Source organism: Marinifilum caeruleilacunae (genome assembly GCF_013141825.1).
In the GTDB taxonomy this organism is placed as follows: Bacteria; Bacteroidota; Bacteroidia; order Bacteroidales; family Marinifilaceae; genus Marinifilum; species Marinifilum caeruleilacunae.
In genome coordinates, this window is record NZ_RZNH01000008.1 from 77313 (window position 1) to 103955 (window position 26643).

Annotated in this window: 21 protein-coding genes; 7 read left to right on the forward strand and 14 right to left on the reverse strand. The window is 37.3% G+C overall.

Annotation, left to right across the window (positions count from 1 at the left end; all coding sequences use genetic code 11):
• Positions 1 to 9: 9 nt before the first annotated feature.
• Together ELS83_RS06980 and ELS83_RS06985 are read right to left on the reverse strand one after the other, a co-directional pair.
• Positions 10 to 1413 (reverse strand): RagB/SusD family nutrient uptake outer membrane protein, encoded by a 1404-nt coding sequence (locus ELS83_RS06980; protein WP_171594819.1) that lies wholly within the window; start codon positions 1411 to 1413, stop codon positions 10 to 12.
• Between the two features lie 24 nt (positions 1414 to 1437).
• Positions 1438 to 4422: a SusC/RagA family TonB-linked outer membrane protein gene (locus ELS83_RS06985; protein WP_171594820.1), complete on the reverse strand. Its 2985-nt coding sequence runs from the start codon at positions 4420 to 4422 to the stop codon at positions 1438 to 1440.
• A gap of 178 nt (positions 4423 to 4600) precedes the next feature.
• On the opposite strand from ELS83_RS06985, the gene ELS83_RS06990 reads away from it, so the two are divergent.
• Positions 4601 to 4924, forward strand: coding sequence for a hypothetical protein (locus ELS83_RS06990; protein ID WP_171594821.1), 324 nt, complete (start codon positions 4601 to 4603; stop codon positions 4922 to 4924).
• A 152-nt stretch (positions 4925 to 5076) separates the two neighbouring features.
• On the opposite strand, the gene ELS83_RS06995 is transcribed toward ELS83_RS06990, so the two are convergent.
• From ELS83_RS06995 to ELS83_RS07005, 3 genes are all read right to left on the reverse strand, one after another.
• The gene (locus tag ELS83_RS06995) at positions 5077 to 6537 is read right to left on the reverse strand and encodes a RagB/SusD family nutrient uptake outer membrane protein (RefSeq protein ID WP_171594822.1); all 1461 of its coding nucleotides are present in this window, start codon (positions 6535 to 6537) and stop codon (positions 5077 to 5079) included.
• Between the two features lie 35 nt (positions 6538 to 6572).
• Positions 6573 to 9587 carry a SusC/RagA family TonB-linked outer membrane protein gene (locus ELS83_RS07000; RefSeq protein ID WP_171594823.1) on the reverse strand — a complete coding sequence of 1005 codons (3015 nt, stop codon included), beginning with the start codon at positions 9585 to 9587 and terminating at the stop codon, positions 6573 to 6575.
• 610 nt (positions 9588 to 10197) lie between these two features.
• On the reverse strand, positions 10198 to 10368 hold the full coding sequence (locus ELS83_RS07005) for a DUF362 domain-containing protein (protein ID WP_152734316.1): 171 nt from the start codon (positions 10366 to 10368) through the stop codon (positions 10198 to 10200).
• Between the two features lie 174 nt (positions 10369 to 10542).
• Here ELS83_RS07005 and zupT point away from each other — a divergent pair, with 174 nt between their 5' ends.
• Entirely contained in the window at positions 10543 to 11367 is an 825-nt protein-coding gene (gene zupT, locus ELS83_RS07010) for a zinc transporter ZupT (protein WP_171594824.1), read from the forward strand.
• A gap of 46 nt (positions 11368 to 11413) precedes the next feature.
• Here zupT and nth read toward each other — a convergent pair whose 3' ends face one another.
• Together nth and ELS83_RS07020 are read right to left on the reverse strand one after the other, a co-directional pair.
• Positions 11414 to 12070, reverse strand: a complete 657-nt coding sequence (nth, locus tag ELS83_RS07015; RefSeq protein WP_171594825.1) for an endonuclease III — start codon at positions 12068 to 12070, stop codon at positions 11414 to 11416.
• A gap of 211 nt (positions 12071 to 12281) precedes the next feature.
• Positions 12282 to 12656, reverse strand: a complete 375-nt coding sequence (locus ELS83_RS07020; RefSeq protein WP_171594826.1) for a GxxExxY protein — start codon at positions 12654 to 12656, stop codon at positions 12282 to 12284.
• 185 nt (positions 12657 to 12841) lie between these two features.
• On the opposite strand from ELS83_RS07020, the gene ELS83_RS07025 reads away from it, so the two are divergent.
• The 5 genes from ELS83_RS07025 to nadD all read left to right on the forward strand — a co-directional run bounded on the left by ELS83_RS07025 (position 12842) and on the right by nadD (position 18311).
• Positions 12842 to 14707, forward strand: coding sequence for an ABC-F family ATP-binding cassette domain-containing protein (locus ELS83_RS07025; protein WP_171594827.1), 1866 nt, complete (start codon positions 12842 to 12844; stop codon positions 14705 to 14707).
• Positions 14708 to 14789: 82 nt separating this feature from the next.
• Entirely contained in the window at positions 14790 to 16130 is a 1341-nt protein-coding gene (locus ELS83_RS07030; RefSeq protein ID WP_171594828.1) for an MATE family efflux transporter, read from the forward strand.
• 69 nt (positions 16131 to 16199) lie between these two features.
• Positions 16200 to 17078 carry a YicC/YloC family endoribonuclease gene (locus ELS83_RS07035; RefSeq protein WP_171594829.1) on the forward strand — a complete coding sequence of 293 codons (879 nt, stop codon included), beginning with the start codon at positions 16200 to 16202 and terminating at the stop codon, positions 17076 to 17078.
• A gap of 83 nt (positions 17079 to 17161) precedes the next feature.
• Complete coding sequence (gene gmk, locus ELS83_RS07040; RefSeq protein ID WP_171594830.1) at positions 17162 to 17728, forward strand: guanylate kinase; 567 nt, start codon at positions 17162 to 17164, stop codon at positions 17726 to 17728.
• 1 nt (position 17729) lies between these two features.
• A complete protein-coding gene (gene nadD / locus ELS83_RS07045; RefSeq protein ID WP_171594831.1) occupies positions 17730 to 18311 on the forward strand; it encodes a nicotinate (nicotinamide) nucleotide adenylyltransferase in 582 nt (193 codons plus the stop codon).
• A 312-nt stretch (positions 18312 to 18623) separates the two neighbouring features.
• Here nadD and ELS83_RS07050 read toward each other — a convergent pair whose 3' ends face one another.
• The 7 genes from ELS83_RS07050 to ELS83_RS07080 form a co-directional block, all read right to left on the reverse strand.
• The gene (locus tag ELS83_RS07050; protein ID WP_171594832.1) at positions 18624 to 20687 is read right to left on the reverse strand and encodes an insulinase family protein; all 2064 of its coding nucleotides are present in this window, start codon (positions 20685 to 20687) and stop codon (positions 18624 to 18626) included.
• 46 nt (positions 20688 to 20733) lie between these two features.
• On the reverse strand, positions 20734 to 22053 hold the full coding sequence (locus ELS83_RS07055) for a M16 family metallopeptidase (RefSeq protein WP_171594833.1): 1320 nt from the start codon (positions 22051 to 22053) through the stop codon (positions 20734 to 20736).
• A 251-nt stretch (positions 22054 to 22304) separates the two neighbouring features.
• Entirely contained in the window at positions 22305 to 22856 is a 552-nt protein-coding gene (locus ELS83_RS07060) for a 2-oxoacid:ferredoxin oxidoreductase subunit gamma family protein (protein WP_171594834.1), read from the reverse strand.
• A 34-nt stretch (positions 22857 to 22890) separates the two neighbouring features.
• Positions 22891 to 23664, reverse strand: coding sequence for a thiamine pyrophosphate-dependent enzyme (locus ELS83_RS07065; protein ID WP_171594835.1), 774 nt, complete (start codon positions 23662 to 23664; stop codon positions 22891 to 22893).
• Between the two features lie 3 nt (positions 23665 to 23667).
• Positions 23668 to 24753 carry a 3-methyl-2-oxobutanoate dehydrogenase subunit VorB gene (locus tag ELS83_RS07070; RefSeq protein ID WP_171594836.1) on the reverse strand — a complete coding sequence of 362 codons (1086 nt, stop codon included), beginning with the start codon at positions 24751 to 24753 and terminating at the stop codon, positions 23668 to 23670.
• Positions 24754 to 24804: 51 nt separating this feature from the next.
• Entirely contained in the window at positions 24805 to 25032 is a 228-nt protein-coding gene (locus ELS83_RS07075) for a 4Fe-4S dicluster domain-containing protein (protein ID WP_054716272.1), read from the reverse strand.
• 191 nt (positions 25033 to 25223) lie between these two features.
• Positions 25224 to 26555, reverse strand: a complete 1332-nt coding sequence (locus tag ELS83_RS07080; protein WP_171594837.1) for an aminotransferase class I/II-fold pyridoxal phosphate-dependent enzyme — start codon at positions 26553 to 26555, stop codon at positions 25224 to 25226.
• Positions 26556 to 26643 lie beyond the last annotated feature (88 nt).

Sequence of the window (26643 nt, forward strand, 5' to 3'; positions counted from 1 at the left end):
TTATTTTGATTAATATCCTGGATTTTGAGTGAAAAGAGGATTTAAATCTCTTTCCCTGGTAGGAATTGGCCATATGGTTTTATTGGCTCCAAATGCTGCGTCTGCAAAATTCGGATCACCAGATGGTCTTAATCCTAACTCATTTCTTAATAAATCCATTCTTCGATGACCTTCGAAACAAAGTTCTTTTCTTCTTTCATCGAGTATGTCATCGAGAGATAAGGCAGACAAATCGGCCAAACCAGCTCGTGACCGTAGCAAATTGATATCATCCAGAGGAGCAGCTCCAGTAGATGATCCAGCTCTAAAGTTCGCCTCTGCTCTTGTCAGGTACATTTCGGTAATTCGAATCACAGGAGCATTATCGGCATTTGTAATTCCATCAACATACTTTGTAGTAAAGAACGAATTGGTATTCTGTGCATCGGGTCCTTGCTCGGTAAGTGTCGTAAAACGCAAATCATTATCCGTATCAAATGCATTGATCAGATAATCAGAAAATGGTGCATCTCCACGTCCTTCAGGAGAAGGATTGAACAAACCAGAAAAACCTTCTCCACTATTTTGACCATCGGCAGCAGTATTTACCAAAGTAAAAATATGCTCCTTAGAGCCTTCGTTTTGGAAGAAGGAATAGTCTCCTGCCAATTCAAAATTAGAATCTCCAATTACTGTATTTGCCAGTGTAGCAGCATCAGACCACTCTCCCCTGTACAGGTGTAATCGTGCTTTAAGAGCCTGGGCCGCCCCCCTGGTAGCCATGGTTCTATCGGTTCCGCTCAAATTAGCGATCGCAAAATCCAAATCTGCTGCAATAAAGGCGTGAACCTCGCTCAAACTAGACCTTGGAATTTCGAATTCTGTTGTACTTCCCGTAAAAATGAAGTCTACAATTGGAAGACAATCATTTGATCCGTTATCTTGCTGAATTGGAGCCGAAAACCAGTTGGCCATATTAAAGTAGATCAGTGCCCGCATGAATCGAGCTTCAGCAATCAGAGAGTTTTTATCAGCCTCTTCGAATCCTGCCTCTTCGAGTGCGGGAACACCATCGATTACAAAGTTTGCTGCCATAACAACTTCAAAGCAGTCTCGCCACACTTCCTGAATGGAAGTATTGTTAGCAAGTATTGTGTAATCTCTAACCTGTAAGAAGGTTGGAAAGGATCCTACAAATCTTACATTGTCTGCATGCCACTCTCCCATTGATTGCGGTGTGCCGTTTAAAACGTCATCGTCCTGACATTTGCTGTACAATCCCAATACAGCCAATTGAGCCCCCTGACTTGTGGTGAAAATAACATTCTGAGAAACATCATCTTCCGGAACCAAATCCAATTCATTGTCGCAAGCAGGGAATACAAAAATAACTGCAAGGAGTATTGGTAATATATATTTTACATTTTTCATCATTTTACAAAGAATTAGGTTCAACATTTAAAAACTTACTCTTAATCCAAAAATATAGGACTTCGATTGAGGAGGAGTAAAGAATGTTTCTCCTTGTGCCAGAGGATTGGTATCGTCTGTAACTTCAGGATCGATACCTTCCAGATCATCACTCTTAATTGTAAACACATTGTTCATGGTTACATAGAAACGGGCAGATTTAATAAAGCCTCCCAAAGAATTAAGAGTAGACTCAGGAATGGTATAACCTAATGTCAAATTCTTCATTCTTAGATAGGATGCGTTGAATAAGAACAGATCCGATCTTTGTGCAAATATTCCGGCTGTAGAACTAGAAGGAGACGGAGCATATGCATTATCGCCAGGCTGCTGCCAATAGTTCAAGACTTTCTTTCGAACATTAAATGTAGCTGTGGCGCGATCTGTAAATCTAAATCCATCAACCATAATCTTGTTCCCCGAGCTGTAATTGAAAAATCCACTTAAATCAAAACCTTTGTATTTTAATGTTGTGCTAAATCCACCAAAGAAATCTGGTTGGGCACTACCAACATATACACGGTCGTCACTTGTTGGATTGGTTGTAATCTGACCATCGGCAGTTAACCATTCAGCATCACCTGTTTGTGGGTTGATGCCTGCATACCTGATTAGGTAAAACTCGTTGGCCGATCTTCCAACTACAGCACGCTGTGCGCTTGTTCCGGCAATAAAATTATCATCGTTCACATCGGTACCCGTATTCGGAAGAGCTGTAATTTCATTATTAACGGTTGTCATGTTAAAATTGGCGTTCCATTCCAAATCAGGAGTTTTAATTATGGTTGCATTGATATCGATCTCGATACCACTATTCTCCATCTCTCCTACATTTTTAGCAACGGCATCGTAACCGGTAATGTATGTCAATGGTTGATTGATTAAGAGATCTGAAATGTCCTTTCGGTAATAGGTTAAATCAAATTGAATCTTACCATTCAACCATCGAGAACGCAATCCGATATCCAAAGATTTGTTTTCCTCCCATTTTAAGCCGGCATTACCTGCCTGACTGGGAACCAATCCTGGTGTACCATTATAATTTCCATCGTTACCACCTGTATAAAGGAAAAATGATGGATAGTATCCAATTTTATCATTACCAGATACCCCATAACTGGCGGTCAGTTTCAGGAAATCCAATCCCGGTACCAGGTCTTGCATAAACTCTTCCTCTGTAATGGTGTATCCTCCGGCCACCGACCAAAAGGTACCATATTTGTTGTCAGGTCCGAAACGTGAAGAACCATCGCGTCTTAACGAACCTTCGAATGTATATTTACCCGCATAACTGTATCCTACTCTAGAGAACAATGAGAAAAGCGACCACTTGTTTCGAATATGAGAAGTGGTTGTTTTCTCTGCAGCCGACTCAACATTTCTTAGGTCATCAGAAGGAAAATTCGTTCCTTCTACCCATGTTCTACCCAGGGTCGATTCTTCATAAGAAATCCCACCCAAAGCTGTAATTCGATGTGTACCATCGAACAGTTTATCAAAACTGGCTGTTGTAGTTGTCAACCATTTTGAATCTTCCACTATTCGGTTCGACCCGTAACCACCTGATGAGTTAATGTCATAGGAACGTTCTGTTTCCTCAACCGAGAGCTGATCAAATCCAAAATCGGTCTTCAATTTTAGACCATCAATCACATCCAACTCTGCATAGAAGTTACCATAGCTTCTTTTCGAGGTTACATCATCGAGGTCCAAATCTTCAATGGCAATTACATTTGCAATAAATCCTGTATTCACATAATTACCATTTTCATCGTATGGCTCAACCCAAGGATATTGAAGATAGGCCGATGTCATTGGTGCAAAGGTTGAATTTTCAAGCCCTACACGGTCGATTTTATTCTGACTTATATTCAAATTCGCCCCAACATTTAAATACTCCTTGGCTTTCACTTCAAAATTTAAACGTCCACCGATTCGTTGCATTTCATTGCCAACCACAAATCCTTCCTGATCGGAATAGGTTACACCCAAATAATATTTAATGCGTTCGGATCCACCTCGAACCGAAACATCAGCATTATAAGAAAAACCTGTTTGTGTAACTGCCGAAGGCCAATCGAAAGATCCCTGTGGTAGTTCATCTACGCTAGCTGCATCTCCAATATCAACCAAATATTGTCTATATTCATCGGCATTGGCCATGCTAATTTCGTCGGTCGATTCGGTCCATTGTGTATAAAAATCTACGGTAACGGTAGCATCTTTGTTGTACGATCCACTTTTGGTTTTAATGATAATTACACCATTGGCACCTCTCGATCCGTAAATTGCAGTTGCAGATGCATCCTTTAAGACATTCATCGACTCAATATCATTCGGATTGATATCAATTAGGGTATTCAAACCAGTGTTACCACCTTGTGTATTGGTGTAGTTAAAATCGGCTCCATCGTTCATTGGAACTCCATCTACAACAATCAGAGGTGATGATCCGGCTGTTAAGGAACCCACACCACGAACACGAACCACCGAAAAGGCTCCAAGTACTCCCGAAGACTGCGTCATTTGCACTCCCGAGGCCCTACCCTGCAGTAACTCCTGGGAAGAAGTTGCTGTTAAATTTTCCAGAGTTTCCTCATCGATTACCGCAACATTCTGAACCAGTCGTTTCTCATCTACTGTTCCGTAACCAACAACAACTACCTCATCCATGCCAATGGATTCTGTTTCCAGGGATACATTGATTACAGTTTGCTCACCAACCAGGATTTCCTGGCTAATCATACCGACAAAACTAAAAACCAATACATCCGTCGACTGAGCTTCCAGTGCATATTTTCCATCAATATCAGTACTGGTTCCCGAAGTTGTTCCCTTTATTACTACCGATACACCTGGCATTCCCATGCCGTCGTCGGCACTTGTAACAGTACCTGAAATCTGCTTTGTTTGCGCATTTATCAATTGAATTGATATCAGAACAGCACAAACAATAAATATCAGTCTTTTCATAAATTTTACTTTTTGTAGAATTACATTAGTAACAATCAGGCATTGCCTGAATAGAAGTAATCCTTAAACACCAACCATTACAGCAGGTCTAAGCAAGGTATCGGATAGCAGAAAAACTATCGTCAACATGCTTGTATCTGATCTATGCACATGGTTCTCGATATCAATGAAAATATCGATGCATATTAAAAATGGTGGTGGATTAATGCCTAAGGCGTTAAAGAGAATAGAACCCGGGCACAATAATTTAAAATCTGTAATGTCGAAAACACAGAAATTAAATTACCTAAGGGCAATTTACCAAGGCCAATATAGTTTTGTGGATTTTAAAGATTTAGGAACTTTAGTAATGGTTAGCACTAATTTAAAATTGAACGCTTTGTCAATTTTTGATTCAATCTTTTCTCTTTTAAGTAAAGCCCCTATTGGAAATCAGCTTATAAAAATCGATTTCCAAACTCAATTTAATGCTTTTTTATTATTTAGACAAAATAAAAAATAAATTACACTTTTAGAAAGCTCATATTATTATATTTCAGCGCTTTAATTCGATCTTCAATTCATCACACTTCATTTTTTCATGAACTTTTTTGAGAAAATAAAAAAAAAGGCTGTCCCAATCATGAGACAGCCAATTCATTTTATAGATGTATATTAATAACCAGAGTTCTGCACAAGGTTGTCGTTAACCTCTAACTCTCTTTCTGGTACAGGTAAAACCAAACGATCTGCATCGTAAGCAATTGATTCAGTATCATCATCTGGATTGTAAATATTAACATTCCAACGTCTTAAATCGTGTAAACGGAATCCTTCCCAACACAATTCAAAATATCTTTCCTGTCTAATATTATCTTGATTAACAGTGGTATAAGCAGATGCATTGGAACGTGCTCTTACTCTGTTAATATCGTTTAGTGGTGTATCACCCAGAGAAGTTCCTTCTTCGAAGTTACCTTCTGCTCTAATTAGGTACATTTCTGCGAAACGGATCAATGGAGTATTCTTTTTACCATCGCCATATTTGGCAGTGTTAATACCACCATTGTTTGAAGATTGACCAACACCAATATAATACATGGTACTTACATCAGTAATTAAGGCTGAAGAAGCAAGGTCAGTTGTTATCTCTCCTCTTAAGTCACCAATCTCAAATAAATCAAGAAAATCAGATGTCATTTCCATATCACCACGACCGTTACCAGATAAACTAGCATAGTGAGTAGTTAAACCAGCATTTGATTCACCTGCATTACTCAAAGCAGTTTGCTGCAATGCAAAAATGTCTTCAGGAGTATAACTTGAATTATTGAAAGCTTTTAATGGTGCATCAACCAAGTTATACATACCACTTTCGATAACATCGTTCGCCTTGATGGTAGCATTTGCATAGTCGCCCATTTGAAGATAAACTCTCGCCAATACTGCTTTTACAACATTTACATTTAAGAAAGTCATGCGATTGTCACCAGTAGCAGTATGGTAAGAAGCAAATAATGCTTCGGCACCAGTTAAGTCAGACAATACCCTGGTATAAACTTCACCAACAGTATTTCTGGCAGGATAGGTAACATCATCCTCACCCTCTACAGGCTCTAACAGGATTGGCACAGCTAATTGTGAATTACTTCCGGATGTATCGTATTGTTTTCCCCAGAATCTGGTCAATTCGAAATAGATCCATCCACGAGTTGCCAACATTTCTGCTTCCACCCTGTTTCGATCGTCTGCATCTTCGATGATATCTAATTTGCTTAAAACAATATTACAGATATTGATGGTATAGTAAGCTTCGCTCCAAACATCACGAACATCAGCATTGTTAATTAGAAGAAGCTTACGCCCCATTTCTCTTTTGGTATTAAAGGTACCTACCCAACTTACGTCTGATGATCTTCCTAAAAGCTCACTGAAGTAATTCATGTTTGCACCAAAAAGGTCGGCATTCTGCATACGTTCATAAACAGAATTTGCAGTTAACAGTACTTTCTCCGATGTATTTGTTTCTTCTGCATCTATGCTTTGATATGGATCTAATTCTAATTTATCCTCACATGCGGATAAGCCTAGAAAAGTCATAAATGCAATTACATATATCAATTTATATTTTCTCATAATTTTTCTATTTATATAAACTTAACTTCAGCTAATTATAATCCTATATTTACACCAAAACTGATTGTTCTGGCCTGTGGTGCTGTATAGAAATCTCTACCTTGAATTACGTTCGTGTTGGTTTGATCTAATCCAACACCAGCAAAGTTCACCTCAGGGTCCCAACCTTTGTAATCAGTAAATGTATGAAGGTTAACAGCTGTTACATAAACTCGAAGATTAGAAAGTTTTAAAGTATTTAGAACGCTTTGTGGGAAATTGTATCCTAAAGTTACATTCTTAATACGTAGGTAAGAAGCATCAGACAAGTATCTTGATGATGGGTCGGTACCTGAATACTGATTTCCACCTAACCAAGCTTGTGGTACGTCTGTAATATCACCTGGTTTTTGCCATCTGTTCAACTGGTCTCTGGTTTGGTTATCTTTCCAACTAGAAGCCTGGTTCGACTGGTATTGACCACCACCATTGTATACATCATTGCCATAAACAAATGCCATAACGATATCTAAATCGAAACCTTTGTATGAGAAGCTATTTGTAATACCTCCAACGAAGTCAGGATTTGGATCACCTACCACCATATTGGCTGCAGCATTATAGTCATCAGTTGTTTCGTTGCTTCCTTCTTCCAGGTAATACAGTGCACGACCATTATCAGGGTTTACACCTGCATACTTACGAGTATAGAAAACACCAATTGACTCACCTTGCATTACTCGGTTTACACCAGCTACGATATCACCACCAGGTAATTTGGTAATTTCATTCTTGTTGAAAGAAATATTGAATGAAGTATTCCACTTGAATGCACCAATTAGGTTATTGGTATTGATCGAGAATTCAATCCCTTTGTTCTCAAGCTCTCCAACATTCTTTGTAATAGATGTAAAACCTGAAGTTGCTGGCAATCGCTGATTCAATAATAAATCTTTGGTTTTTTTGTAATAAACATCAAATTCACCATTGATTCTATTATTAAACAAACCGAAATCCAATCCAATATCTAATTGTGAAGTGGTTTCCCATTTCAAATCTGGATTTGGCAACTGGGTTGGTCTGATACCTGTATAAGTTGTATAGTAAGAACCTTGATACAAACCACGAGAAGCGAAGTTTGAAATACCTGCATTACCAACAACACCATAACTACCTCTTAGTTTTAAGAAGCTTAACCAATCTTGATTGGCAAGGAATTCTTCTCTGGAAATAATCCAACCTAATGAACCTGCATAGAAATTACCAAAGCGCTTGTCTTCACCAAATCGAGAAGAACCATCGCGACGGAAACTACCATTAGCCAGGTACTTATCTTTGAATTTATAATTTGCTCTTACAAAGTATGAAAGGAAACTAAACTCTGTCTTAACACCACCAAATGAACTAGTCTCAGCTCCACTATTTAAAGTTTGGAAATCATCAGAAGGGAAACCAATAGCCGTAACTGTACTGTTGTCATCTTTGGTTTCTTCATAAGTCATACCTAAAGTTGTTTCAATGGTATGATCTTGATTTAACTCCTTACTAAATGTAAAATAGTTATTGAACACCTGGTTTACAGATCTAACATTTCTTACACTTGCATTTCCTGAAGGAGCACCATCGTTGGTTTCTCTACCCTGGAAACTTGTTTCTAACTGACTGTAGTTATCCAAACCATATTCTGTTCTGAAATTCAATTCAGGTAGAATTTGATACTGGGCATACATGTTTCCAATTGTTCTTGTAACCTCTTGTTTCACAAAATTATCTCTTGCCGAAATCAAGCCATTGTAATAAATGGTACGTGTGTTCAACTCTCCTGTTTCAGGATCGTGAGTAGGGTTCACTGGAGCCAAAGCTACCATCTGCATTGGTGTTGAGAAAGCGTTATCATTTGCTACACGATCCAACTCGGTTTTAACAAGACTACCGCTAACACCAATTTTCAATTTCTCATTTACAGTATGATCTAAATTCAATCTACCACCAGTACGGGTAAAATCATTCTCGATAATAATCCCTTTGTTGTAGTTTCTTGAGAAGGAAGCATAGAACTGAGTATTCTTGCTACCACCTGAAGCTGATAAATCAATATTTTCAACACTACCTGTTCTGAAAACCTCATCTTGCCAGTCAACATCAACACCTTCGCCTCCGTCACGTAACCATCCTGGGAACCATGATCCATCAGCAAAAGCATCTTCGATTGAAGCAAAATAACCAGCATTTACAGCTGCTTCACCATATAACTCGCGATATTCTGCTGCATTCAAAAAGTCAACTTTGTTAGCTGCTTCGCTAAAACCTTTTGAGTAATTAAGGTTAATTTTTGTTTTTCCTTCTTTCCCTTTTTTACTTGTTAAGATTACAACCCCATTTGCCGCTCTGGAACCATAAATTGCCGCTGCAGATGCATCCTTCAAGATTTGAATCGATTCAATCTCGTTAAAGTTGATCGTATTCAATGGGTTTGTTGGTGAGTTATTTCCGATCCCCTGATCCTGTGAGATAATTGGAATTCCGTCAAGTACATATAATGGTTGGTTATCAGCTGAAATAGATGATGACCCACGAACTCTCATTTTAATGGCTTCTCCAAGCTTACCACTGGCCTTCTCGATAAAAACACCTGCTGTTTTACCATGAAGTGCAGATTCGAAACTTGGTACTGGTACATCTTGCATTTTTTCTGCACTTACCTTTGTAACTGCACCTGTCATTTCTGACTTAATTTGCTTACCATATCCAACAACCACGACTTCGTCCATCCCTATGCTTTCTGGGTTTAATGTTACATCTATAACAGTTTGGTCGCCAACAAGAATCTCTTGTGTAACCATTCCCACAAAACTAAATACGATATAATCTGTTGGTTCTGCGGAAATTGTGTACTCTCCATCTATAGTGGTACTTGTACCTGAAGTAGTGCCTTTAATCACTACAGATACTCCTGGCATTCCCATGCCATCGTCTGAACTTTTTACAGTACCTGAAATTTGTTTTGTTTGTGCATTTATCAGTTGCAACGACATAATAAATAGACAAACAGTGAATATCAGTCTTTTCATGAAATTGTTTTTTTAGTTAGTATTTCATTATAAACTCTTGAGATTCTGCCTCTCAAGACAACATAATAAAGCTTTAATACCTGATTTTAAGGCATACAACTATCCTTATAGGTATGTTCTAACATTCCTACATATAAATAGTAAGTTTCTGATTTAATGGGTACTTGATATTAATGCATTCTTGCATTCAACATCAGAAGTACGTGTTTAAAATTTTTCGAACTTTTTTTTGGTGATTTTGGGTTTAAAGCTTGAAGAGATTAGGTAACAATCGTTATGATTCACATCTGTCGACCGGAAATGAATGGTATAACGAGGCAAAGACTACATTAAAAATGTAATCACGATGTTTCGATAGTAAGTTTTTGCTAAACGGAATTGTGTAGTAACTGCATAATAAAAGTTTATAGGTTAGTAGAATTGTTTATGGCACTCCAGATGTCCCCTACAGATTCTGGCTAGATTTAACATTAAAAAATAGTGCCTTATAATTATTAGATTATTAACTTTTAATTTACCCTACCTAAATTTATCATTTTTTTTTCATAAAATGCAAAAAAAAAGAGAAACCTTTTTAGATTCCTCTCAAATATTCAGTCAATTAGATCAATTACTCCCCTTCCGAGATTGCCTCAACAGGGCATACTTCGGCGCAAGCAGCACAATCAATACATGTATCTGGATCGATAACATAAATATCACCTTCCGAGATTGCATCCACCGGACATTCATTGATACAAGAGCCACAAGCCGTACAATCGTCTGAAATTACATAAGCCATAATTAACCTTTTTTTAAAAATTTATAAAACACTAATAATGAACTAGATTAAATTTACAATTTGCTTTCAATCAAATCAAGATGTTAACATCTTAAATTCTTATTTAGAATTATTCCATTTAATTATTATATTTACTCAATCAAAAAAACAATTAAACAGACTTAAATCAATTATATGGAATTTGAATATTCTACTTCAACTGTTGCCATTGCCTTTGGAATGACTTTATTTGCTGGTCTGGCAACAGGTATTGGTAGTGCTATTGCATTCTTTGCGAAACGCACAAACACCAAATTTTTATCCTTATCGTTAGGCTTTTCTGCTGGTGTAATGATTTATGTATCTCTTGTAGAGATTTTTCAAAAAGCCAAAGATGCCCTGATTACCGATTATGGAGAAGTAGCAGGAACCTGGTACACGGTAATTTCTTTTTTTGGAGGGATACTATTTATTGCCATCATCGATAAGTTGATTCCTTCTTTTGAAAACCCACATGAGGTAAAAAAGATTGAAGATCTGGACGAGGCAAAAATCAAAAACAAAAAGCTGATGCGAATGGGAGTATTCTCCGCCTTAGCAATTGCCATACACAATTTTCCGGAAGGTTTAGCAACTTTTGCTGCTGCCCTATCAGATCCTACCATTGCGATTCCAATTGCTGTTGCCATTGCGATTCACAATGTACCAGAAGGAATTGCAGTCTCCGTTCCAATTTATTATGCTACTGGTAGTAAAAAGAAAGCCTTCTTTTACTCATTTCTATCTGGCTTAGCCGAACCAATTGGTGCTTTAATTGGATTTATCCTGATTTATACAGTTCTTGGACTAAACAACACCATATTTGGTGTCTTGTTTGGAGGTGTAGCCGGTATTATGGTATTTATATCGCTTGATGAACTCTTGCCTACGGCTGAGGAGTATGGCGAACACCACAATGCTATTTACGGTTTAATAGCTGGAATGGCAGTAATGGCAGTTAGTCTTCTAATGTTCTTATAATCGAACTCAGATTTATAAAAAAAAAGCCTCAAACGAGGCTTTTTTTTTATTTCTTTTCTTTCTTCTTTTCTTCTCTTTGGAAGTATCGACAGTAATCTTTTAATCCGCATGGCTTGCACTTGGGTTTTCGGGCCAGGCAAACATATCTGCCATGCAGAATTAACCAATGATGAGCTGTTGCAATTAACTCTTCGGGAAAATAACTTACCAAAACCTTTTCGGTTTCTAAGGGAGATTTTGATTTGGTAGTTAAACCCAGTCTTTCCGATACTCTAAAAACATGAGTATCTACGGCCATAGCAGGCTTATCGTACACAACCGATGCAATTACATTTGCTGTTTTTCTTCCGACACCAGGTAGTTTTTGTAGCTCCTTTACATCATCGGGAACCACTTCTTTAAAATCTTCTACCAACATTTTTGCCATTCCCAATAGGTGTTTTGCCTTATTGTTGGGATAAGAGCAGGATCGAATCAGGTCGAAAATCTGATCCTGACTTGCATGAGACAAGTCGAAGGCTGTTGGATATTTCTCGAACAATGGAGGTGTAATCTGATTGACTCTTTTATCGGTACATTGTGCTGATAAAATGACAGCCACCAACAGCTCGTACGGATTTGTATAATGCAATTCGGTTTCGGCAATAGGCATATTTTCCTGAAACCATGCAATCACCTTTTCGAACCTTTCTTTTTTGCGCATATTATTTCTGTTTTTACAATTGCGAACCAACGAAATTAATAAACTATCATGAATAATCTTATTTACATCGAGAAAAGTAAGTTTTTGAGATCGGATGATAATTGAACATTAATTAAAACATAAATTTTTCTAACAATTCACAATAAGGATAAAATCCAAAAATTAATTAACCACGAATTCACGAATCGTTTGCAAAGCAAACAATTTGTGTTCATTTAATTACTCGTTGATATTTAAGCTGTGATTCGCCAAAATTGACTACCAAAGCCAGTCTTTCTTTAGATACAGCAAGATAGTTAAGAGCTTGAGCCAGGTAATTCTCATGAATTGCGGATACAGCTTTGATTTCAAGTATTATTCTGTCATACACTACAAAATCTGCAATATATTTACGAGGAAGTAATTTGCCTTTATATTGTACAGTGTATTCTTTTTCGCGTTCATAAGGTATTTTCCGCTTCGCAAACTCCACCTCTAATGCATCCTTATAAACTATTTCCAAGAAGCCAGATCCTAAATAATTGTGAACTTCCATACAAGCTCCTATTATTTTATAGCTCTCATTTTTAAAGAATATTGATGACATATTTAGAAGAGAATAATGTTTTCATTTAGAGAATATAATAACACTCTTAAAATAAACATAAATATAATAAGAAAGCAAACCTAACATTAGTGAATTCGTGGTTAAAATTCCATGTGTTATTTTTAATAGATGAATTATTAAGCTGAATTCTTAAATTTGCATTCACAATTTTAGCAAAGAAGAAAATGATATCATATTTACAGGTTGAGAACCTTAGCAAAAGTTACGGAGATTTAACTTTATTTGAAGGCATAGGCTTTGGTGTTGGACAGGGGCAAAAAATTGCACTAATTGCAAAAAATGGTACTGGTAAAACTTCCCTTCTAAACATTATTGCCGGAACCGACTCGCAGGATACCGGAGATGTAATTTTTCGCAATGATATCAAATTGGCTTACCTGCAACAAAACCCGGATCTGGACAATAGCAACACTGTACTGAATGAAGTTTTCAATTCGGATGATCCTATTCTTTCCGTAATTCGTGAATACGAAAAGGCGATTAGCGAAGACGATCAGGAAAAGATGACAGAGATTCTTGAAAAAATGGATCAGTACAAAGCCTGGGATTACGAAAACAAGGTAAAGCAAATTCTGTCGAAGCTAAAAATTACGAATTTCGACCAGGTTGTTGGTCAGCTTTCGGGTGGTCAGAAAAAGAGAGTTGGGTTGGCTAAGGTCCTGATTACTGATCCTGATTTTTTGATTCTTGATGAGCCTACCAACCATTTGGACCTTGAAATGATTGAGTGGTTGGAAGAATATTTGAACAAGTCGAAGGGAACTTTGCTGATGGTGACTCACGACCGTTACTTTCTCGATCGTGTTTGCAATGAAATTATTGAAATGGATGCCAATTCCATTTATACCTATAAAGGAAACTATTCGTACTACCTGGATAAAAGAGCCGAGAGAATTGAAAACCTGAATGCTGAAGTTGGTAAAGCACAAAAACTGCTAAAAACTGAACAGGAGTGGATGCGTAGAATGCCCCAGGCAAGAGGAACGAAGGCAAAGTACCGTATCGATGCTTTTTATGAACTGAAGAAAAAGGCAGCTTCCGGTTTTAAGGAAGATAGCATGGATCTGGATATTAAATCAGCTCGACTGGGAAAGAAAATTTTAGAACTGGAGGGTTTGTACAAAAGCTTTGGTGACTTAAAAATTCTTGAAGATTTTAGTTACAAATTCCAGCGAGGTGAAAAAATCGGTATTGTAGGTAAGAATGGTACGGGAAAATCAACCTTCCTAAACATTATTACCCGAAACATGGAGCCAGACGCCGGAAGCATAGAAATTGGTGAAACTGTAGTTTATGGGTATTACAAACAAGATGGAATAACCATTAACGAAAACGAAAGGATTATTGATGTTATCAAAGATATTGCAGAATCTATTGATTTGGGCAATGGTAAGGTAATGTCGGCCTCACAATTCCTGGAATACTTCCTGTTTCCACCTAAAACGCAGTACAACTATGTATCCAAATTAAGTGGTGGCGAAAAGCGTCGTTTGTATCTAATGACGGTTTTAATGAAAAATCCGAATTTCCTGATTTTAGATGAGCCTACCAACGATTTGGATATCATGACCTTAAATGTACTGGAAGAGTATCTGATGAATTTTAAAGGTTGTTTGATTATTGTATCGCACGACCGTTACTTTATGGATAAGGTTGTAGACCAAATGTTTGCATTCGAAGGAATGGGTAAAATCAGGAATTTCCCCGGTAACTATACCATATACAGGGATACAATTGCCGAAGAAGAGAAGGAACTGAAAAAAATTGAAAAGCCTGCCAAGGTCAAAAAAGAAAAACCAAAATCGAACAATACTGCCAAGAAACTATCCTTTAACGAAAAGAGAGAATTTGAGCAATTGGAGGTAGATTTAGAAACATTAAACGCTGAGAAAGAAGAATTGGAAACGGCCATGAGTTCAGGATCTTTATCGAACGAAGATTTGATGCAGAAAGCAAGTCGCATTGAGGAGGTTATCAATCTGATTGATGAAAAAGAATTAAGATGGCTTGAATTGAGCGAGCGTGCTTAATGGTAAACTTCTGTTAAACATTCGCGTTTTTTTTGAGAATGCAGATAAAATTGAGAGCTTTGTAGTTCTACAAAAAAGCTGAATGAAAGATTTTACAAGCGGAAACGTAAGCAAACTTATTTTCAATTTTACCTTGCCAATGCTTTTGGGTAATGTGTTTCAACAACTTTACAATGTTGTTGATAGCATTATTGTTGGAAAAGTTTTGGGCAAAGAGGCACTGGCATCTGTTGGCGCATCCTTTCCCATTATTTTTACTTTAATTGCTTTGCTAATTGGTATTGGCTCGGGATTTTCGATTGTCATCTCACAATTTTATGGTGCAAAAGATATTGGGAGCGTAAAGCGGTCCATCGACACCATGTACATTTTCCTTTTTGTAGCAGGAATCTTCGCTTCTATTTTTGGAATTTACTATAGCGAAGAACTTTTCATGTTGTTACAGCTACCAGTAGAACTGATTCCACAAGCCACTACCTACCTTAATGTTTATATGGCAGGTATGATTCTGTTTTTTGGTTTTAATGGAACAAGTTCTGTACTGCGAGGCCTTGGCGATTCAAAAACACCACTCTACTTTTTAATCATCGCTTCTTTGTTTAATATCCTGTTCGACGTTCTTTTTGTAATGGTATTTAAATGGGGAATTGCTGGTGCAGCCTGGGCTACGGTTATCGCCCAGGGAGGAGCATTTGTAAGTGGTATTATTTATTTGAATCGCACCCACAAAATCATGAAGTTTTCATTGTTTAAACTGGGTTTCGATAAAGATTTGTTTCTCAAAAGCTTAAAAATTGGATTGCCATCGGGAGTTCAACACACCTTTGTTGCCCTTGGAATGATGGCTTTGCTGGGAATTGTGAACACTTTTGGAACAGATGTGATTGCTGCATATACAGCTGCAGGAAGAATTGATTCTTTGGCCATGATGCCTGCCATGAATTTTTCGCAGGCCGTTGCAGCTTTTGTGGGACAAAATTTGGGTGCAAATAAAATCGAGCGGGTAAGGAAAGGATTCAAGGCAACATTTCTCATGTCGAACCTGTTCTGCATTTTAATGACCATTATTATTGTGGTATTTGGTAGTCAGCTCATGAAAATGTTTACCACCGATCCGAATGTAATAGTCATTGGTGAAAAATACCTCATTATTGTAAGTTCATTTTATTTACTTTTCTCTACCCTATTTACCACCAACGGTGTATTACGAGGTGCTGGCGATACTTTAATTCCCATGTTCATCACTTTGTTTTCTTTGTGGATAATTAGAATTCCGGGAGCTTATTTTCTTTCTGCAGAAATAGGAGAAACCGGTATTTGGTGGTCTATTCCTATTGGTTGGTCTATGGGAGCACTTCTCTCCTATTTGTATTATTTAACCGGAAAATGGAAAACTAAATCGGTTGTTGCCAACAAAGCTTGATTCCTACTATCCAATTAGTTTGTAAATCCACTGCAATCTTTTACCTTTGCGGAAATAAATATTTCGAATATGTTAATATCGATGACCGGCTTTGGTAAAGCCACTCTAGAATTGGAAAACAAAAAGGTTTCCATCGAAATTAAGTCTCTAAACAGCAAGCAGCTGGATATAAATACCAGAATCCCTAACCTTTACAAGGAAAAAGATTTGGTTCTTAGGAACGAAATCAAAAATCAACTGGAACGTGGTAAGGTTGAGCTTTCTATTTTTATTGAAAGTGTTGGAACCGATAAGGAAACCAAAATCAACAAGCCAATTGTTGAAGCCTACTACCAGCAATTATCTGAACTTTCTGCAGATCTTGGCATTCCAATGGACAAGGAACCTATTCTTCAAACCATTGTAAAACTGCCTGATGCTCTAAAAACTGAACATCAGGAATTGGATGAAGAAGAATGGAACCAGATTTTTGCAGGATTCAAATCTGCCGTTGCCGATCTGAATTCATTCAGAAAACAAGAAGGAGATGCGCTTCAGGAAGATATTTTTGAGCGAATTGCCAATATTGAAAAACTATTGGAAGAGGTGCCTCAATACGAAACAAATCGAATTGAGACGGTAAAGACAAGAATCAACGACAACTTAAAAGATTTTGTTGAAAAGCAAAATGTAGATAAGAATCGATTCGAACAGGAAATTATCTATTACCTTGAAAAATTAGACATTACCGAGGAAAAGGTTCGTTTGGCAAATCATTGTAAATACTTTATCGAAACGGCTCAGAACGGCAATTCTATCGGTAAAAAACTTGGTTTTATCGCCCAGGAAATTGGTCGGGAAATCAATACTCTGGGTTCAAAGGCCAACGATTCTGACATCCAGAAAATCGTGATACAAATGAAAGACGAGTTGGAAAAAATCAAAGAACAACTTCTGAACGTCTTATAAGAAATATACGAAAATCAACAGAAGCGTAGGGTAATAAACTCTGCGCTTTTTTATAAATTTAAAAAAACAACACACAGCTAAATATGTCGGGTAAATTATTCATTTTTTCGGCCCCTAGTGGTTCTGGTAAAACCACAATTGTTCGCCATTTATTAGAACAGGATTTTAATCTTGAGTTTTCTGTTTCGGCAACAAGTCGTGCCAGCAGAGGATCGGAAGTACATGGCAAAGATTACTACTTTTTAAGTACCGAGGAGTTTCAGCAAAAAATAGCAAATGATGAGTTCCTGGAGTGGGAAGAAGTATATGAAGGATGCTATTATGGAACGCTAAAAAGTGAAATTGACCGCATCAGAAATCAAGGCAATAATGTTGTGTTTGATGTTGATGTTGTTGGTGGTGTAAACATCAAGAAATATTATAAGGATGATGCTTTAGCAGTATTTATTCAGCCACCTTCGATAGAGGAACTTGAGAAACGATTAAGAGGACGAAATACAGACACAGAAGAGGTAATTGCCGAAAGAATCAAAAAGTTTAAATTTGAATTGAGCTTTGCCGATCAGTTTGATAAGGTAATTATAAACGATAAGCTTGAGGATGCCTTACAAGAGGCTGAGAATACTTTAAGTGATTTCATTAACAAATAGTATGAAGTTAAAAATCGGATTATATTTCGGATCATTCAATCCCATTCACATTGGACATTTGGCCATTGCTAACTATATGGCCGAATACTCCGATTTAGATCAGATCTGGTTTGTGGTAAGTCCTCAGAACCCTTTCAAGCAGAAAGGGAGTTTGCTTAGCGATTACCACCGCTTGGAGTTGGTGAATCGTTCAATCGAGAAATACCCTAAACTTAAAGCTTCGAATATTGAGTTTGGATTACCCAAACCATCCTACACCATTGACACTTTAACTTATTTAAAAGAAAAGCATCAGGAATACGATTTTTCTTTGATTATGGGTTCGGACAACCTAAAAAGCTTCGAAAAGTGGAAAAACTATGAATTGATTCTAAAAGAACACGATTTATATGTGTATCCCCGACCAGGATTCAAGGATGAAGAAGTGGCTTTAAATGGGACAATTCATTTGATTAAAGCTCCTTTAATGGAGATATCATCAAGCTTTATTCGTGAGGCAATAAAAGAGAAGAAGGAGATCCCATTTTTCATGCCTGAATCAGCCTATAACTATCTAAAAGAGATGCATTTTTACGAAAAGTAATAAAAACAAAAAGGCAGGTCCCCACCTGCCTTTTTCTAACCCAAAATGATTTCCAATACGAAACTTTTTTAACCCTAAAACCTTATACAATTCATATTGAAATTTCGATTCGTTCAACGTGCCTAACCACTACACTCCCGAATCGGAGTGCAAAGGTAGACATTATTTTTAATCCGCAAAGAAATAATGGGTAATTTTAAGAATATTTGATTCTAAATAAGCAAGAAAATCTTTAAATCCCTCAACAACAACCACATCACATATAAAAAAAGGCTGCCTAAGCAGCCTTTCCTGATTATGAGCTAATGCATTCTAGTTAAAGATCGCATCATCGATACCTTTGTTTACCTGTAATTCGGTAATGGTTAAAGGCATTTCCTGAGGTCCCATTTTAGTAATGGTTTGGAATGGATATTTGATTCCATCTACCTCTTTGTAGTCTTTGTATAACATGATCATGCTCATTCCTTGCTGCTGTGCTACAGTTTTTACTTTTAAACCTGTATTTGCATTAAAGAAGTCATATCTCGTATTTCCTTCATCATCTTTAACCTCAAGCTTGTATGCTTTTTCTCCGTCAACTTTTTCTGCTCCAACAATTTTCATCTCATATCCTTGTTCTGCCATTGTAAGTTCAGGGCACACTATAGCTTGCTTTTTAAAGGCTTTTAACTGTGTTTCATTGGCAGGCATTTGCTGACCTTGAGCTTCAACTCTACCGGTAGTTCCGTTGAAATACATTGCTTGCATTACTTGTCCGTTCATGGTCATTTTCATACAGAACTTCTCATTGTTCTTCTGTGCTGTTTCAACATCGATACTCATTGGGCCCATTTTCATCTGACCTTTGATGCTAATTTCTTTTACAGCTTCCCACTTTTCTTTTCCACCAATGGCAGCAACGTAGCTATCGATTACCGATTCACAAGTTAAACCTTCTGGAATTGCGTTAGGATCTTCCTTAACTACATCACCTTTGTAGTCGAACTCTTCAACAACACCATCAGAGTCAAGCTTTGCCAATTGAGTTTTGTATTTCTTATCACCCACAACAAGGTATACTGCATTGTTAGGATCGATGTATTTCTGCGCCATTGCCTGTACATCTTCCAAGGTTACCTTATCTAGTTTTTCAAGATAAGTTGCATAGTAATCTGCAGGCAAATTGTAACGCTCAATCGACATAGCAAATTGTGCAATTGTTCCTGGATCTTCAAGTGATCTTGCAAAATCACCAGCCATTGTAGCTTTTGTCATGTTTAGGTGATCCTGAGTCAATTTTGTATCTCTGATACGATCCAACTCAACAACCATTTCCATCAAGGCGCTATCAGTTACTTCAGCTTTTACTTCCGAACTTGTGTAGAAACCACCTACAAGTCTGTCTGCGTAAATTCTGGAACCAGCTCCATAAGTATAAGCTTTGTCTTCTCTTAAGTTTTTCATTAACAAACCAGAAAAACCACGGCCTAACATCGAGTTCATTACCTTGGCAGGAATCTCATCAGGATTACCTTTTTTCAACTCGAATGAGTTATAAATGCGAACCAATGATTGAGGAGCAGCATCTTTGTTTGCTAAAACAACACGCTTACCTTCCATTTTCGCAGGCAATTCATATTTGTGAGATGGAACCTCTGCAGCTTCCCACTCTCCAAAATACTTTTTAACTAGTTTTTTTGCCTCTTTTGTAGTGATATCACCTACGATTGCCATTAAGGCTTTATTTGGCTTAAAATAGGTCTCATAATGCTTCTTACAATCAGCAACAGTAATACTCTTTACTGTCTCTTCTGTTAGCACATCACCATATGGGTGATCAGCTGGGTAAAGAACTCTGCTTCTCATATTACCAGCCATAGACTTAGGATCAGTCTTGTTCGCCTCCAGGCCTGATAAAGTTTGCTTTACAATTTTATCAAACTCTTCCTGTGGAAAAGTTGGGTTCAATAAAACATCAGCCATAAGTTCAAGAATCTTTTCCTTATATCTTGACAAACCACCTGCATTAATTCCTGAAGAAGATGCTCCTAATTCTGCACCAATAAAATCAATTTCCTCAGCAATTTCATTTGAAGTTCTGTTTGTGGTACCGCGGTCAAGCAATTGTCCCATTATCGATAGATAGCCCGCTTTATCGCCTTCTGCAATTGGGTCGTTCAATAAAGAAATCGCAAAACCTACTTGTGGTAGTTTATGATTTTCTACAACCAATACTTTCATTCCATTTTTTAGGGTAAAACTATCATAGTCTCCCAATTGTACTTTTGGAGCCGGACCTGCTGCTGGAGCTTTGGTACGATCAACTTGTGCACTGGCAGTAAATACAAAACATACCGCTACTACAAGTGCAAATAATCTATATAAATTTTTCATTTTCATCTGTTTTCAATTCTGAATCGATTAATAAAGCAAGTCAAAATTATTTTTGCTTAGGCAAATAGTAAAGAACTACCCTGTTTTCTGGAACAAAATATTTCTTCGCTACACTTCGGATATCTTCTTTTGTTACTGCGAAGTACTTGTCCAATTCCTTATTTACTCTCTCGGTATCTTTAAAGTAGGTATAAGCTGTAGCAAGGTTCTCTGCTCTATCGGCAATGGTTGCGTTAGATCCAACAAGTTCATTCTCGATCTTGTTTCTTAACTTTTGAAATTCTCTATCAGAAATCAATTCGTCCCTAACCACTGCAAATTGCTTATCCATTTCGTCCTCTAAAGCTTTAGGATCTACACCCATGTTTGGAATACCAAAAGCCAAAGTCAAACCTGGATCTTCGTAAGGCATTGGGAAAGCCATTAGCTGAATTGCTTTTTGCTGCTTGTCAACCAATTCTTTGTACAAACGAGAACTTTTACCGTCGGTCATCAATTTCGATAGCATATCTACTGCATAAAAATCTTTTGTTCCAACTGCTGGGATATGGTAAGCCTGAATCACAGCAGGAAGCTGGATATTATCGAATACTGTATCTCTTACCTCAGCAGTTTTCTTTGGCTCAACAATATTTGGTCTGTAAATCTCCTTAGTTCCTTTAGGAATTTCAGCAAAATAATCGTTTACCAATTTTTTAGCTTCTGCTTTATCAAAATCACCACAAATGGTTAAAACAGCATTGTTTGGTACATAGAATTCTTTATAAAAGTTGATAAAGTCTTCGTTTTTCGCATTACGGATATGGTTCTCATCTCCAATAGGAGTCCAACGGTATGGGTGCTTTTCGTAAGCATGTGCCATAGTTTGTGGAAGGATTGTACCATAAGGAGGATTGTCGTAACGTTGTTTTTTCTCTTGAATTACAACGCCTTTTTGAGTCTTGATACCAATTTCTTCAACTTTTGCATGAAGCATTCTTTCCGACTCTAACCATAAACCTAAGGCCAACTGGTTGGATGGTAACATTTCAAAATAATACGTTCTGTCCGTCGAAGTATTTGCATTCAATTCACCACCAGCTCTCGATACATATTTGTCGTACTGGTGACGAGGAATATTTTTGGTTCCTTCGAACATTAAGTGCTCGAAAAAATGAGCAAATCCGGTAAGTTCTGGATTCTCATTTTTCGATCCTACGTGATACATTACCGAAACTACGATATTTGGAGTGGTGTGGTCCTGCTGCAAGATCACATGCAGACCATTGTCCAAATCGTACTCTTCGAACTCAATTTTTCCGCTTTGGGAAAAGCCACTTGCCAGTACCGTAACTACCAGCAATGAAAGCAGTAGAAGCTTTTTCATCATCATTTGATATTATTTACATTAAAAAATTGATTATTCTAATCTTAAAACAGTAAACAATATTAGATGATTCTGTATTGAATGTCAATTTTTTTGGATGAACCCTGATTTAACTCGATAAAAGTGGCTTTGTTACAGTTAAATCATTTCTACTAAACAAAAGGGTTAATATTTGTTAATTACAAACAAAAAAAAGAGGAGCTCCTTAGAACTCCTCTTCGCTATTGAAATATATGTTAGGTCTGTTGTGATTACAGAGCTACAACTGTCTCAACACTATCAATTCCTTTTTGAATTGCTTCAATATTTAATGGAATTAATTTGTGGTGACGTTCAGGTAATGATTTTTCCAAACCTTTCTTAACATTTTCGATCTTAACAATAGGCTTCACATTTAAGAATCCACCCAAAATAATCATGTTAAAAGTCTTAGGATTTCCCATTTCTGCAGCTAATGCAGCACCAGGAATCTTATAAATGTTAATGTCATCTCTTTCCGGATGACGAGTGATACCGTTTGGATCATATAGCAATGTTCCACCTGGCTTAATATCGCTTTCGAATTTATCCATTGACTGCTGATTTAGAATGATAGCTGTATCAAACTTCTTCAAAACAGGTGAACTAATTCTGTCATCACTTAAGATTACTGTTACGTTAGCAGTACCTCCACGCATCTCAGGACCATATGATGGCATCCATGATACTTCCTGATCTTGCATAATACCTGAGTAAGCTAAAATTTTACCCATTGAAAGTACACCTTGACCACCAAATCCTGCAATGATAATTTCTTCTGTCATTTTTTTACAGTTTTTATTGATTTAAAATGGAGTTCTATTCATCTTTTAATGTACCCAATGGATAGTAAGGGAACATATTTTCTTTCATCCACTCGTTAGATTGAGTTGGAGACAATTTCCAACCAGAACTACAAGTACCTACAATTTCGATGAAAGAAAGACCTTTTTTCTCTCTTGTATTTTCAAATCCTTTACGGATTGCTTTTTTCAATTTTCTAACTGCTCCTGCTGTTTCTGCAGACTGACGAGTTACAAAACGTGTACCTGGTAGCAAGCTTACCATCTCGCTAATTTTCATTGGAGCACCTGTAGAACCACAGTCACGTCCGTAAGGAGATGTTGCAGTCACCTGACCATCCAAAGTAGTTGGAGCCATCTGACCACCAGTCATACCGTAAATTGCGTTGTTCACAAAAACAACAACAATGTTTTCACCACGGTTACAAGCGTGAATAATTTCTGCACATCCGATAGATGCCAAGTCACCATCACCCTGGTAAGTAAATACATATTTATCCGGCATTAAACGAGCGGTAGCAGTAGCCAATGCAGGAGCACGACCGTGAGCTGCTTGTTGCCAGTCAATATCCAAATAGTTATAGGCTAATACAGAACAACCTACTGGCGAAACACCAATTGTCTTATCCTGAATATCCATTTCTTCGATAACTTCAGCAATTACCTTGTGAATTACACCATGTGTACAACCTGGGCAATAGTGCATTTCGTTATCTAAAAGAACACTGGTTTTTTTGTAAACCAAGTTCTCTTCGCTAATAATATTATTGATCTCAGTTGTTGCTGTCATAACTTATTTTCCTAAAATTTTTTCTTCCAATGCTTCCACAACTTCTTCTGGAGTAGGAATGATTCCACCATAGCGTCCGAAGTGTTCTACAGGAACTTTACCATTTACTGCCAATCTTACGTCTTCTACCATCTGACCAGCACTCATTTCTACAGATAGGATACCCTTAACTTGTCCCAACATTTCCTGAATTTGTTTTGTTGGATAAGGGAATAGAGTTATCGGACGAAGCAATCCAACTTTAATGCCTTTTTCTCTTGCAAGCTCTACTGATTTCTGGCAAATTCTTGCACTTGAACCATAAGCAACAAATAAATATTCAGCATCGTCACACTCAAACTTCTCGTAACGAACATCGTTCTCTTCCATAGCGCGATATTTCGCTTGAAGTTTGTGGTTAAACACCTCTTGTTTAGCAGAATCCAAATCAAGAGAAGTAGAAATATTACGTTCGCTTCCAGCTTTTTTACCATTGGTTGCCCATGATCCAGAAATCTTTTCAATTTCTTCATCGGTCCAACGAGGCTTATAATCAGCCAATTCAACTTTTTCCATCATCTGACCAATTACACCATCAGATAGAATCATAGCTGGATTTAAGTATTTAAATGAAAGTTCGAACCCTAGGTCAACAAAATCATTCATTTCCTGAACAGAAGCTGGTGCTAAAACGATCAATTTGTAATCGCCGTGACCACCACCTTTAACTGCCTGAAAATAATCTGACTGAGCTGGCTGGATTGTACCCAATCCTGGGCCTCCTCGTACAATATTTACAATTAATGCAGGAAGCTCAGCACCTGCCAAATAAGTAATCCCTTCAGCTTTCAAACTAATACCAGGACTTGATGAAGAAGTCATTACTTTTTTACCGCAAGAAGCTCCACCATAAACCATGTTAATAGCAGCAACTTCACTCTCAGCTTGCAGAACCACCATACCAGTTTCTTCTTCTGGTCTGCGGATCATTAGGGTCTCCATAATTTCGGATTGAGGAGTAATTGGATAACCGAAATATCCATCGCAACCACAGCGAATAGCTGCTTCTGCAATTACCTCATTTCCTTTCATTAAACGAACGTCTCCCATTACGAATATTTTTATAAATTTTTCAGATTTGAGTAATAAGTACTTATTGTACTAGCTAGCCTTGGCTCTGTAAACTGTGATTACAGTATCAGGACAAACCAAGCCACAGCTTGAACAACCAATACAAGCATCTGGATTGGCCATATGAGCGTAATGATAACCTTTACCATTTACTCCTCTTGCCAGTTCGATAACCGCTGTCGGACAAGACACTACACAAAGGCCACATCCTTTACATTTTTCGGTATCAACTACAATAGCACCTTTAAATTTTGCCATAGCATTTATAATTAAAAATTAAATGTTTTTACTCTCTAAAGGTAACAAATTAAAAGCGATTTTAACGATTCTGCTTTCAATTTATCATCCTCTTAAATTAACTGAATTTCAACTCCTTACACCTAAACACTGGAATTTACATCCAATCTAAATAATATAATCCATTAAGGATTAAAACATTATATCTTTTTTTAGCTTAATTTACTTTCCAATTGATGGTGTTTTTCAAACTCTTTCAATCTGAATTCAAGGTCTTTGAATTGATCGCGAGAAATTTGAGAAACACAAGCTCTTAGTCCTTCTTTTAAGCTACCTGTTTCATTCAAACAAATTGCTGAAATGCCGTAGTACAACAATTCTTTATTTAATTCGGCTCCCGTAAGTCCTGGATATGAAACTGTAAAGTAAAATCCATCTGCTAAAGGAACATTTACATCGGTATCGTAAACCAGTTCGAAACCATTTTCAAGGAACATCTTCTTCATGATTTGGGCTCTTTCCCCATATTCTTTCACATCATTAATAAAATCGAAGCTTCCTTCGTTGGCAGCTTTCAACATTGCACAAAGTGCGTACTGTGCCGAATGAGCTGTTCCTGATGAAAGTGTGTAAATGATTCTATAAATAATGGTGTATCCAAACTCGCCTGTACCACCAAATCTTTTGGCCAGATTATCGAATTTTCTGCTGTACAATTTGTCCGACATACAAAGCAAACCAATTCTTTGTCCTGCATAACTAAATGCTTTTGAGCTTGAAATCATCAACACATAGTTGTCGGTATAATTGGCAACACTTGGCTGATAAGGAGCAACTCCTGGCTTACCAAGATCAGAACGGAAATCCATTGCAAAGTATGCAAGGTCTTCCATTACAATGGTATCGTATTTATTGGCTAACTCACCAATAATTCTCAATTCTTCTTCGTTGAAACAAATCCATGCCGGGTTGTTAGGATTTGAGTAAATCATTCCCGCAATATTTCCTTTGGCTAAGAATTCTTCTAATTTTTCTCTCAGTTTTTCTCCCCTGTAATTGTACACATCAAACGATTCGTACTTCTGTCCCATTACTTCCAACTGAGTTTTCTGAACCGGGAAACCTGGATCTATAAAAAGAATTGTATCTTTTTTAGGATCGCATGATCCGATTGCCATAAAAGCAGCATACCCACCTTGCATCGAACCAACGGTTGGAACAATGCCTTCAGGTTTAATATCGATATTCATGAAATTCTTCACGAAACGAGATCCTTCTTCTTTAAGCGCCTTTACACCTTCCAACATAGGATAAGCAGAAGCAGCTCCTTCTTCCAAAGCTTTCTTTTCTGCTTCAATACCCACTTTAGCAGGTCTTAATCCAGGAACGCCCATTTCCATTCTAATGAACTTCTCTCCGCTTTCCTCCTGAATTAAATTTACAACACGCACGATGTCGCGAATTGTTGCATCCGCCATATTCTTGATTCCACAATATTCTAATTGCTTATCAACAATCTGTTTATTTATAGGGGTATTTTCCATTTCTCTTTATTTTTCTGTGGTTAAGGTTAATAGTTTGTGAGTTTTCTGCCATTAAATATCCGATCTCCTTTCAGATTTTAAGCATCTC